At 74.4% G+C, this 10,496-nt stretch carries 11 protein-coding genes; 8 read left to right on the forward strand and 3 right to left on the reverse strand.

What is annotated here, in order from left to right:
- The 3 genes from JZ5iCDA_RS18930 to JZ5iCDA_RS12420 form a co-directional block, all read left to right on the forward strand.
- A partial coding sequence (locus tag JZ5iCDA_RS18930) for a hypothetical protein (RefSeq protein ID WP_216093443.1) occupies nucleotides 1-299 on the forward strand: 299 nt, incomplete at its 5' end.
- A complete protein-coding gene (locus tag JZ5iCDA_RS12415) occupies nucleotides 296-1,144 on the forward strand; it encodes an anchored repeat-type ABC transporter ATP-binding subunit (protein WP_083259976.1) in 849 nt (282 codons plus the stop codon). The genes JZ5iCDA_RS18930 and JZ5iCDA_RS12415, both read left to right, overlap by 4 nt.
- Nucleotides 1,141-2,100, forward strand: coding sequence for an anchored repeat-type ABC transporter permease subunit (locus JZ5iCDA_RS12420; RefSeq protein WP_216093444.1), 960 nt, complete (start codon nucleotides 1,141-1,143; stop codon nucleotides 2,098-2,100). The genes JZ5iCDA_RS12415 and JZ5iCDA_RS12420 overlap by 4 nt, the downstream gene beginning before the upstream one ends.
- Before the next feature lie 5 nt (nucleotides 2,101-2,105).
- Here the strand turns inward: JZ5iCDA_RS12420 and JZ5iCDA_RS12425 are convergent, their stop codons facing one another.
- Together JZ5iCDA_RS12425 and JZ5iCDA_RS19405 are read right to left on the reverse strand one after the other, a co-directional pair.
- Nucleotides 2,106-2,723: a hypothetical protein gene (locus JZ5iCDA_RS12425; RefSeq protein WP_069387461.1), complete on the reverse strand. Its 618-nt coding sequence runs from the start codon at nucleotides 2,721-2,723 to the stop codon at nucleotides 2,106-2,108.
- An 80-nt stretch (nucleotides 2,724-2,803) separates the two neighbouring features.
- Nucleotides 2,804-5,887, reverse strand: coding sequence for a choice-of-anchor M domain-containing protein (locus JZ5iCDA_RS19405; RefSeq protein ID WP_139123098.1), 3,084 nt, complete (start codon nucleotides 5,885-5,887; stop codon nucleotides 2,804-2,806).
- Nucleotides 5,888-5,973: 86 nt separating this feature from the next.
- Here JZ5iCDA_RS19405 and JZ5iCDA_RS12435 point away from each other — a divergent pair, with 86 nt between their 5' ends.
- From JZ5iCDA_RS12435 to JZ5iCDA_RS12450, 4 genes are all read left to right on the forward strand, one after another.
- Nucleotides 5,974-6,483 (forward strand): Fur family transcriptional regulator, encoded by a 510-nt coding sequence (locus tag JZ5iCDA_RS12435; protein ID WP_290438813.1) that lies wholly within the window; start codon nucleotides 5,974-5,976, stop codon nucleotides 6,481-6,483.
- A 110-nt stretch (nucleotides 6,484-6,593) separates the two neighbouring features.
- Entirely contained in the window at nucleotides 6,594-8,027 is a 1,434-nt protein-coding gene (aztD, locus tag JZ5iCDA_RS12440; protein WP_069387464.1) for a zinc metallochaperone AztD, read from the forward strand.
- A 99-nt stretch (nucleotides 8,028-8,126) separates the two neighbouring features.
- Nucleotides 8,127-9,095 (forward strand): metal ABC transporter substrate-binding protein, encoded by a 969-nt coding sequence (locus JZ5iCDA_RS12445; RefSeq protein ID WP_083259978.1) that lies wholly within the window; start codon nucleotides 8,127-8,129, stop codon nucleotides 9,093-9,095.
- A gap of 195 nt (nucleotides 9,096-9,290) precedes the next feature.
- Nucleotides 9,291-9,572, forward strand: coding sequence for an HU family DNA-binding protein (locus JZ5iCDA_RS12450; RefSeq protein ID WP_069387465.1), 282 nt, complete (start codon nucleotides 9,291-9,293; stop codon nucleotides 9,570-9,572).
- 121 nt (nucleotides 9,573-9,693) lie between these two features.
- On the opposite strand, the gene JZ5iCDA_RS12455 is transcribed toward JZ5iCDA_RS12450, so the two are convergent.
- Nucleotides 9,694-10,065 (reverse strand): hypothetical protein, encoded by a 372-nt coding sequence (locus JZ5iCDA_RS12455; protein ID WP_069387466.1) that lies wholly within the window; start codon nucleotides 10,063-10,065, stop codon nucleotides 9,694-9,696.
- A gap of 152 nt (nucleotides 10,066-10,217) precedes the next feature.
- On the opposite strand from JZ5iCDA_RS12455, the gene rpmF reads away from it, so the two are divergent.
- Nucleotides 10,218-10,388 carry a 50S ribosomal protein L32 gene (rpmF, locus tag JZ5iCDA_RS12460; protein ID WP_069387467.1) on the forward strand — a complete coding sequence of 57 codons (171 nt, stop codon included), beginning with the start codon at nucleotides 10,218-10,220 and terminating at the stop codon, nucleotides 10,386-10,388.
- Nucleotides 10,389-10,496 lie beyond the last annotated feature (108 nt).

A 10,496-nucleotide genomic window follows, 5' to 3' on the forward strand; every position in this document is an offset into this window, starting at 1 on the left:
CCGACCCGCAGACGGCGTTCGCGGCCACCGAGGAGAGCGCAGGGGAGACCGCCGAGGAGCAGCCGCAGGGGGACGCGAGCGCGAGCCCGGACGCCTCCGCGACCGCCGACGAGCCCGCCGACGAGGAGACGGCCGCCGCAGCGGCCGACGACGCGACGTCCGACGAGGGCTCCGCCACGTCGACCGTCGCGCTGTGGGCCGGCCTCGCCGTCCTGGTCCTCGTCCTCGGCGTGGGCCTGACGGTCCTGCGGGGACGCCGGGCCCGGGCGATCGCCGACCGCGAGGCGGACGGCTCGTGACCGCCGCCGCGACGACGGGTGCCGCGACGACCGGTGCGACCCCGGTCGCGGGCGCGGACCCCGGTGCCGCCGCCCGCGCGCTGAGCGTCCGGGACGTGTCCGTCGAGCTCGGCGGCCGTCTCGTGCTCCACGGTGCCGACCTCGACGTCGACGCGGGCGAGCTCGTCGGCCTCATCGGCCCGAACGGCGCCGGCAAGACGACCCTGCTGCGCTCGGTCCTCGGGCTCGTGCGCCGTCGCTCCGGGCAGGTGCTCGTCGACGGCACCCCCGGAGGCGCGGGCGGGGGCACCGTCGGCTACGTGCCGCAACGGCACGAGTTCGCGTGGGACTTCCCCGTCTCGGTCGAGGACGCCGTGCTGTCGGGCCGGGTGCGGCGCGTCGGCTGGCTGCGCCGGCCCGGCGTGGCCGACTACCGCGCGGCGCGCGAGGCGATCGACCGCGTGCGCATGACGCACCTGCGCAAGCGCCCCGTCGGCGAGCTGTCCGGCGGGCAGCGCCAGCGCGTGCTCGTGGCCAGGGCGCTCGCGCTGGGCCCGCGCGTGCTGCTGCTCGACGAGCCGTTCACCGGGCTCGACGTGCCGACGCAGGAGCTGCTCACCGACCTGTTCGCCGAGCTCGCGCGCGAGGACGGCAAGGCCGTCCTCATGACGACGCACGACCTCGTCGCCGCGATGCACACGTGCACGCGCATCTGCCTGCTCAACCGGACGGTCGTCGCCACCGGCACGCCCGCCGAGCTGCGCGACCCCGACGTGTGGATGCGCGCGTTCGGGATCACCCCCGGCTCGCCGCTGCTCGCCGCGCTGGGCCTGTCCACGACCGTCGACCGCGAGGGGGACGCATGATCTCGATCGGCGACTTCGTCCAGGACCTGCTCAACCCCGACCTCGCCTTCCTGCCCAAGGCGCTGCTCGTGGCCGTCATGTCGAGCGTCGTGTGCGGCGTCATCGGCTGCCACGTGGTGCTGCGCGGCATGGCGTTCATCGGCGACGCCGTGGCGCACGCCGTCTTCCCCGGCCTCGCCGTCGCGTTCGTGCTCCAGGGCTCGCTCGTGCTCGGCGGAGCCGTCGCCGGCGTGGTCACGGCCGTGCTCGTCGCGGTGTTCTCCCAGAACCGGCGGCTCAAGGAGGACTCGATCATCGGGGTCTTCTTCGTCGCGGCGTTCGCCCTCGGCATCGTCGTCATCTCGACGGCGCCCGGGTACGCCGGCTCGCTGCAGCAGTTCCTCTTCGGGTCCATCACCGGCATCCCGGACGAGAACGTCTACGTCGTGGCGATCGCCGGTGCCGTGCTGCTCCTCGTCGCGTTCCTGCTCCACAAGGAGCTCGTCGCCGTCAGCCTCGACCGCGAGATGGCCCGGTCCGCCGGCCTGCCGGTGTTCTGGCTCGACCTCGTGCTCTACGTGCTCGTGACGATCGCGATCGTCATCTCCGTGCAGACGATCGGCAACATCCTCGTCCTCGCGCTGCTCATCACGCCCGCTGCGGCGGCGCGCCTGCTCACCGACCGGCTCGGCGTCATGATGCTGCTCGCGCCCGTGATCGGCGGCGGCTCGGCGCTCGTCGGGCTCTACCTGTCGTGGAGCCTCGACCTGCCCGCCGGCGGCACGATCGTGCTCGTCGCCACGGCCGTGTTCCTGCTCGCGTGGTTCCTCGCGCCGCGCCACGGGCTCCTCGCCCGACGGCGCGTGCACGCCTCCGCGCGCACGCCCGAGGACGAGGCGGGCGTCACCGGCCGGGACGCCCTGGCCGGACCGGCCGACCACGTCGAGGACCTCACGCACGGAGCGCCGACCCGTTGACGCGGCTACGAGGCCCCGGGACCGTCGACTCCGACGGGCCCGGGGCCTCGTGCTGCTCTCTCCGCGGTGCGCCTCAGGCGCCGGGCGCGGTCCCGCGCCTGGACACGAACCCGCCGGGAGAAGCCGTCCGCCGTCAGCCGGTCGAGCACGCGGAGGTCGGTCGCCGTGCTGCTGGCTCGACCCTGGGCCCACGGGCTCCAGGTGTCGGCCGGCTCCTCAGAGCCGGCATCGCCAGCTGCCGCTGCCCGGACGACGGCGACGTCGTGCGCTCGCTGCTCGGCCAGGCGCTGTTCCTTGCTGCCCGGCACGAGGACGTCGAGCGCCGAACGGGCGAGCGCCGGGTCGTCACCGTCGACGACGGCGAGCACGGGACTCAGCGCCATGACCTGGTCCGGTTCTCCGCGGAGCACGTCGAGGAGGAGGCGGTGCAGCGAGGGGTCCTCCATCGCGAGACGGTAGGCGTCCCAGTGGGCGTGCCCGTGCTCGGAGGTCCGTTCCTCGTCGACCAGTCGCTCGCCCAGCCGGTCGCGCAGCTCCCGGTAGGCGGCAGCGGCTCTCGCCGCGTCGCGTGACCACTCCGGCGGGTCCGCGACGCGTCTTGCCGAGCAGTCCGAAGCTTCCATCCCGCGAGTATCGCGCCGAATGCGGACGGGCGCGGTACCCGGCCGGAGCCGGGTACCGCGCCCGTCGCGGTGGCGGTGCGTCAGCCCTGCGGTGCGACCTCCGCCCGTGCGCGCGACCTGCGGGCCACGAGCACGCCCGCCGTGCCGGCCAGCAGCACCGCCGCGGCGACCGCGAGGAGCCAGACGGTCGAGCTGCCCGTCGTGGCGAGGCGGTCGGTCGGCGTCGGGCCGCCCGTCGCCTCCTCGACCTCGACCGAGGTCCAGCCGATCAGCGTGCCGTCGGCCGCGAAGACCGCGAGGCGGTGGTCGCCCGTCGGCGTGCCCGCCGGGATGCGGACGGCGAGGTCGCCCTCCGCGTCGGCCCGGACCCAGTCACCGCCGAGCAGCGTGGGCTCGGAGAAGAGCCACGCGGCGACCCACGCGTCGGCGTGCTCCGCCCCGAGGCTCACCGTGACGACCTGGCCCTGGCGCGGGGAGCTCGTGGACAGCTCCACGCCGCCCTGCGGCGCCCCGTCGAGGTCGGCCGGCGTCCGGGCGGCGGGAGCTGCGTCGGGCTTGGTGCCGGTCGGCTCCGTGCCCGGGTCGGTCGGCTGCGGCGCGGGGGTGGTACCGGGATCCGAGGGCTCCGGCTCGGGCTGCGGGTCGGTGCCCGGGTCCGTGGGGTCGGTGCCCGGGTCCGTGCCCGGGTCGCTCGGCTCGGGCTCCGGCTCGGCGCCTGGGGCGACCGACAGCACGACCGGCGGCGACTCGACGTAGGGCCTGCCGTCGTCGAACGTCAGGCGCGCGAAGACCGCCGCGCCGTCCAGGTCCTCGGCCGCCTCGAACGTCAGGCGCGACGTCAGCGTGTCCTCGAGCAGGGCCGGCGTGTCCGACCCCGGGCGCTGGAGGTACCACTCCCACCGCTCGAGAACGGACTCCGGCTCGACCGTCGCGTCGAGCACCACCTCGTCGCCGGCCGTGTACCCGTCCTCGAGCCCCGTCACGGCGGCCTTCTGGCGGGGCGCCGCGCCGTGGTCGTCGACGTGGATCGTGACCGTCTCGCTCGTCGCCAGGTCCGTCCCCTCGCTCGTGCGCAACGTGGCGCGCACCTGCGTCCCGTCGAGGGCCTGCTCGGCGACGACGTCGTGGCTCGCGGTCGTCGCGCCGGGGATCGCCGTCCAGGCGTCCTGGTCGGGGCGCTTCCACTCCCACAGGTAGGTGTCGGAGTCGCTGGCGACCGGGTCGGCCGTCGCCCGCAGCGCGATGGTGTTGCCCTGGTGGTAGTGCCCGGCGAGGCCGTCGAGGAGCACGAGCTGCTCGTCGGGCGCCGCGTCGGTGACCCGTACGACGACGCTCGACACCGCGACGCGGTACCCCGTCGCGACGTCGGTGACCACGAGGAACACCGACTTGCCGTCCATGTCGGCCGTCACGGGCAGGGCGAGCGTGGTGCCCGTCGCGCCCTCGACCGGGTCGGACTGGTAGGACGACGTGCCGACCTTCCACTCGTACGCGATGCCGTCGCGCACGGGGTGGAGCTCGGACGACAGCTCGATCGTCTCGCCGACGCGGTAGACGGACCGGGCGCCCGACAGCAGCAGCTCGCGGGACGGGGTCTCGGGGTGGATCGCGGGGGACTGGCCGACGACGGTGCCGTCGGCGCCGACGATCTGGAGGGCGATCTCGGAGTAGCTCAGCCACGACGGGTCGATCGTGAAGGGGTTCTCCCCGGTGGGCACCTGCCCCGGGTAGGCCTCCGTCCACTCGAGGGAGTAGGGGACGCCGCGCGCGACCCAGCGGTACGACTGCCCGTCCTCGAGGGGCGCGTGCTCCGCCGTGACCCGGATCGGGTCGCCGAGGTAGTAGGACTCCTCGAGCCCGGTGAGGCTGATCGGCACGCCCGAGCCGACGTCCGGGCCGGTCACGACCAGCCGGTGGTACGGCGTCTCGGCCAGCGTGGCGCCCTTCCCGTCGACCGTGCCGCGGAGCTGGAGCTTGACCTCGGCGCCGTCGATGGCCGTCGTCGCGTCGCGCACGAACGCGTCGCCGGACGTCACGACGTAGTCCGTCTCGTCGGGTGCCTGGCGGACGAGCCAGCGCAGGCTCTGGCCCTCCTCCAGGGTCACGCCCGTGGCGCCGAGCTCGATCGTCTCTCCCGCGGCCCAGGACTCACGGAGACCCGTGATGCCGAAGACCTCGCCGCCGGGCTCCTCGGTCACCGTGACCACCCGCGCGTCGGACGTCGACCCCGCGAAGTCGTTCGTCACGGCCGGCACGAACCGGGCGGTGATGCTCCTCTCACCGAGCGGCAGCGTGGTGACGGCCAGTGAGGCGCGGCCGTCCGCCACGGCGTCGTGACCGAGCGTGGTGGCGCCGTCGAGGAACTCGACCCAGCCCGCGGCGCTCGCCGGCTCGACGGTCGCGTCGAGGGTCACCTGGTCGCCGGGCTGCACCGTCGTCGCGTCCACGGACAGCGCCGTGCGCGTCGCGGTCGCCGGCGCCATGGGGCCGACGACGAACGTGTAGGTGTTCTCGGCCGACACCGGGGTGCCGGCGGACGTCGTCGCCTCCGCGCGGACGTCGACGGCGTACCGGCCCGGCGCGGTGAACGCCCAGTTGGCGTGCATGTGGGTGCGGCCGACGCGGAACGAGGAGATGCCCTCGTCGCTCGACCACAGCCGCCGGACCTGCTCGAGCCCGCCGCCGGAGAACAGCTCCAGGTCGCCCGGACCCCGGACGTCGGTGAGGACGAACGTCGTCGTGTCGTCGACGATCGCGCCCGCGGGCACCGACTCGGTGGAGAAGCCGGGCCACAGCTGGGTGTAGCCGCCGTCGCCGGTCGGGTTCGCCTCGGGCGCGACCCACATCTCGGAGCCGACCGGGCCGACGAACTCGTACCCCGCGGCGACGGTGCGCTTCGAGGCGTCGTCCACGTGGAACAGGACCGTCGCCGGGTCGAGCCGCGTCCCGTTGCCCGTGGGCAGGTCCGCCTTCGTGCCGAGCGCGAGCGCGCCGTCGTCGAGGAACGTGGACACGGCGTCGGTGTGGACGCGCGAGAGCACCTGCAGGTCGGTGCTCGGCGGAGGTGGTCCTTCGGCCGCCGTGGCGGCCGTCGGCGCGAGCGACGTCGCGAGGAGCGTCGCCGCTCCGAGCATCGCCCCCGCGACGCGTGAACGGGTGTGCATGGTCGTCCCTTCTGACCGGTGCTGAACGAGCGGCGCGGGCTGCGCCACGGGGTGCGTGGACCGAGATGGCCAGGCGCCAGGTCATGATGATAATCATTGTCATCAAGAATCCGACCCGGACCTGGAGGGCAGCGGTGGCAGGGACGCCCGATCGTCGATCCCCGCGCGCCCCGGGGCGCCGTGCGACCTCGCGTCGCCTCGTGCTCGACGAGCTCGTCGCGTCCGACCAGTTCCGGACCGTCCTCGAGATCCACGACGCCCTCGCGCGGCGTGGCGCGGGCGTGGGGCTCACGTCCGTCTACCGCGCCACGCGCGACCTGCACCGTGCGGGGGTCGTCGAGGTCGTCACGCTCGCCGACGGGCGCGCGGGCTTCCGCGGTGCCGCACCGAGCGGCTCGCCTCTGTACCTCGTGTGCGTGCGGTGCGGGCGCGCCGTCGGCGCGTCGCGTGGCGTCGTCGACGCGTGGGCCCAGGAGGCCGGGCGTGCCCAGCGCTTCTCCGACGTCGAGGTGCGCGTGAGCCTGCACGGCGTCTGCGCGACGTGCGGGCCGGGCGGGGTCGGCGACCGCTCCGGCGTCCTGGACGCCAGAGGATAATGAGAATGATTCCGTTTCCTGCTACGGTGAGCGTCAGCCGCTCGCGGCACCAGGACGACCCACCGGAAAGGAGTGGGTTCCGCGCGCCCCGTCGCGGAGCCCGACCACCCATGTCTCTCACCACCCGCTCCCGCCGCCGGCCCCTCGCGGCCCTGGGGCTCGTGATCCCGCTGGCCCTCGTCGCCGCGTGCTCCTCGGGCGACCCGGCCGCCGACGAGACCTCCTCGCCCGCCGCCGAGGAGACCGCGAACGAGCCCACCGAGGCCGCCGCCCGCAACCCGCGCCTCGCCATCACCTACGACGGTGGCGTGCAGGTCCTCGACGCGCAGACGCTCGAGGTCCTCGACGACTTCGAGCTCGACGGCTTCAACCGCCTCAACGGCGCCGGCGACGGCCGCCACCTCCTCGTGTCCACGACGGGTGGCTTCCAGGTGCTCGACGCCGGGGCCTGGGCCGAGCCGCACGGCGACCACGACCACTACTACACGGCCGACCCCGAGCTGACCGACGTCGTGCACGACGCCGAGAAGCCGGGCCACGTGGTGGTTCACGCCGGCCGCACCGCCCTGTTCGACGACGGCACGGGCGAGATCACCGTCGTGGACTCGGGCGCGGTGGCCGACGAGTCGGCCGAGGCCCGCACCTACACGACGCCCGAGGCGCACCACGGCGTGGCCGTCGAGCTGTCCGACGGCTCGCTCGTCGTCTCCGAGGGCGACGAGGACGCCCGCACCGGCATCCGCGTGCTCGACGCCGAGGGCAACGAGATCGCCGCGTCCGACGAGTGCCCCGGCGTCCACGGCGAGGCGATGGCCGCCGACGAGGCCGTGCTCATCGGCTGCGAGAACGGCGTGCTCGTCTACAAGGACGGGCAGATCACGAAGGTCGCGAGCCCCGACGCGTACGGCCGCATCGGCAACCAGGCCGGCAGCGAGGCCTCGACGGTCGTCCTCGGCGACTACAAGTCCGACCCGGACGCCGAGCTCGAGCGCCCGACGCGGGTCTCGCTCACCGACACCGCGACGGGTGAGCTGACGCTCGTCGACCTGCCGTCCAGCTACACGTTCCGCTCCCTGGCGCGTGGCGAGAACGGCGAGGCGCTGGTGCTCGGCACGGACGGGCAGATCCACGTCATCGACCCGGCGACGAAGCAGCTCGTGCGCTCCATCCCGGTCGTCGACGCGTGGGAGGAGCCGGAGGAGTGGCAGTCGCCGCGCCCCGCGATCTTCATGCTCGACGGCTCCGCCTACGTCACCGACCCGGCGAACAAGGCGATCCACGCGGTCGACATCGAGACCGGCGAGGTGTGGAACACCGTCGAGCTCGACGTCGAGCCGAACGAGATCAACGGCGTCTCGGGCGACGTCGAGGCCGGCTCGCAGGAGTACGGCGCGACGGAGGAGGGCCATGCGGAGGAGGGCCACTCCGAGGAGGAGCACGCCCACACCGAGGACGGGCACGACCACTCCGAGGAGGGCCACGACCACGGCCACTCCGAGGAGGGGCACGACCACGACCACTCCGGGGAGACCGGCCAGGGCTGACCTGACCTCCCCGCCGCGACGGCCGCGGCACCGCCCCACGGGGCTCGGTGCCGCGGCCGTCGTCTGCCCGCCACCCGCACGTCCCCGGAGCACCGCGCCATGACGACCCACGAGCCGACCTGCCACCAGCCCGCCCGCCGGCACCCGACCACGACCCGCCACCGCGCCCGCGCCGGAGCCGCCGGCGCAGCCCTGCTGGCGCTGGTCACGACCGCCGCCTGCTCCGGCGCGGAGGCGGACGACTCCGTCGACGTCCTCGCGTCGTTCTACCCGCTGCAGTACGTCGCGGAGCAGGTCGGCGGCGAGCACGTCTCCGTCAGCAACCTGACGCCGCCGGCCGCCGAGCCGCACGACCTCGAGCTCTCGCCCGCGCAGGTGCGCGAGGTCGGCGACGCCGACGTCGTGGTCTACCTGTCCGGCATGACCGCCGCGACGGACGACGCGATCGCGTCCCGGCAGCCCGAGCACGTCGTCGACACCGCGGAGGCGGCCGGGCTCGAGAGCGGGCCCAACGGCGCGAGCGCCCCGGCGGGCGGGAGCGGGGCGCTCGACCCCCACTTCTGGCTCGACCCGATGCGCCTCGCGACCGTCGGGCACCAGGTCGCCGACGAGCTCGCCGAGGTCGACCCGGACAACGCCGACGCCTACGCGGCGAACGCGGACGCGCTCGAGGCCGAGCTCGAGGCGCTGGACCAGGAGTACGCCGAGGGGCTGGCGGCCTGCGCGGGGGCGACGCTCGTCGTCTCGCACGAGGCGTTCGGGTACCTCGCGGAGCGGTACGACCTCGTCCAGGTGGGCATCTCCGGCATCGACCCCGAGGCGGAGCCGTCGCCGGCGCGCCTGCGGGAGGTGCGGGCCGTCGTCGAGGACCGCGCCGTCGAGACGCTGTTCTTCGAGGTCCTGGTCAGCCCCAAGGTGACCCAGACGCTCGCGGACGACCTCGGGGTCGAGACGGCCATGCTCGACCCGATCGAGGGCCACACCGACGAGAGCGCGGACTACATGGACGTCATGCGGGCCAACCTCGGGACCCTGCAGGACGGGCTCGTCTGCGAGGGGAACGCCTGACGTACCCGGGGACCCTCCCCGCCGTCGGCCGAACCTCCGCCGCGGACGCCACGAGGACGACGCAACGGCGAGAAGTCGCGCAGAACTCCGCGTGTTCCCTAGTGTTGTCCCCGGTGCGCGGCCCCCCGGCTGGCACACTGAGACCGTGACGCCGCGCGAGCACACCGTGCGTCGTGAACCGAAGAAGGGATCCGCATGTCGCTCAACAAGTCCGAGCTCGTCTCGGCGATCGCCAGCAAGTCCGACCTGAGCAAGGCGCAGGCCGAGAGCGCCCTCAACGCCCTGCAGGACGTGCTCATCGAGTCGCTCGGCAAGGGCGAGGCCGTCAAGGTCACCGGCCTCCTGTCCGTCGAGCGCGTCGAGCGTGCCGCGCGCACGGGCCGCAACCCCCGCACCGGCGAGGAGATCTCGATCCCGGCCGGCTACGGCGTGAAGATCAGCGCCGGCAGCCTGCTGAAGAAGGCCGTCGCCAAGTGACGCCGCGCTGACCGCGCCGTCGTCGGCACCGGTCAGCGGCACGAAGGCCCGGACCCTCTGCGGGGTCCGGGCCTTCGCCGTCTCCGGGGCGCGCCCGCGGGCGTGCGCCGGGAGGTGCCGGTCAGGCGTGGGCGACGTGGGCGAGGATGCCCGCCCGGGTGAGGCGCGTGCCGACGGCCTGGTCCACCTCGGCGAACACCTTGTTCGACCGCGCGACGCCCACCGCGCCGGCCATCGCGCCCTGGCCGGTGGGGCGCTGCACGCGGGCGACGAGCGCGCCGTCGTGCTGCATGAAGTCGACCGTGAAGACGAGGTGCTGGTGCTTGCCGGCGAACGCACCGAGCCACATGGTGCGCGTCTTGCTGCCGCGCTCGACGGACCACTGGCCGGTGCGCAGCGTCGTCACGGTGAAGCCCTGCTCGTGGAGCGCCTCCGCGAGCTCGCGCCGGGCGGCCTCGTGGTCCCCGGTGAGGAAGTAGTCGACGGTGGCCATGACGGGTCTCCTGGCTGATCAGGGGCGGCTCGCGCCCGGTCGGGCCGGCGCTGGTGCGCGGGCGCTGGGATGCTACCGGTGCGCGGGCGCGAAGTTGATAACGGTTCTCACGAAGCCTACGCTGGGGCGACCCCTCCCGGAAGGACAGCCCCATGGCCGTGCCCAAGCGCAAGCTCTCGCGCTCCAACACCCGTGCCCGCCGCTCGCAGTGGAAGGCCCAGGTCCCCGCGCTCGTGACCGTCGTCGTCGACGGCCGCAAGGTCACCGTGCCGCGCCGCCTCGTCGCGGGCGTGCGCCGCGGGCTCGTCACGCCGCCCGAGTGATGCCCGCCGGGCGATCCGTGCCCGACGGCGCGTGGTCGCCCGCCCTGGTCGCCGCGCGTGCCAGCATCGTCCGGTGACCGCACCGACCTCCCGGCGCGCCGCGCGCGC

Origin of the sequence: Cellulosimicrobium cellulans (assembly GCF_001722485.1) — a bacterium.
GTDB classification, from domain to species: domain Bacteria; phylum Actinomycetota; class Actinomycetes; order Actinomycetales; family Cellulomonadaceae; genus Cellulosimicrobium; species Cellulosimicrobium cellulans_A.

Coding starts and splice junctions, on each gene's coding strand:
- JZ5iCDA_RS12445 (WP_083259978.1), top strand. CDS start 8,127: ATGACGACCCACGAGCCGACCTGCCACCAGCCCGCCCGCCGGCACCCG.
- aztD (WP_069387464.1), top strand. CDS start 6,594: ATGTCTCTCACCACCCGCTCCCGCCGCCGGCCCCTCGCGGCCCTGGGG.
- JZ5iCDA_RS12420 (WP_216093444.1), top strand. CDS start 1,141: ATGATCTCGATCGGCGACTTCGTCCAGGACCTGCTCAACCCCGACCTC.
- JZ5iCDA_RS12450 (WP_069387465.1), top strand. CDS start 9,291: ATGTCGCTCAACAAGTCCGAGCTCGTCTCGGCGATCGCCAGCAAGTCC.
- JZ5iCDA_RS19405 (WP_139123098.1), bottom strand. CDS start 5,887: ATGCACACCCGTTCACGCGTCGCGGGGGCGATGCTCGGAGCGGCGACG.
- JZ5iCDA_RS12435 (WP_290438813.1), top strand. CDS start 5,974: ATGATAATCATTGTCATCAAGAATCCGACCCGGACCTGGAGGGCAGCG.
- JZ5iCDA_RS12455 (WP_069387466.1), bottom strand. CDS start 10,065: ATGGCCACCGTCGACTACTTCCTCACCGGGGACCACGAGGCCGCCCGG.
- JZ5iCDA_RS12425 (WP_069387461.1), bottom strand. CDS start 2,723: ATGGAAGCTTCGGACTGCTCGGCAAGACGCGTCGCGGACCCGCCGGAG.
- rpmF (WP_069387467.1), top strand. CDS start 10,218: ATGGCCGTGCCCAAGCGCAAGCTCTCGCGCTCCAACACCCGTGCCCGC.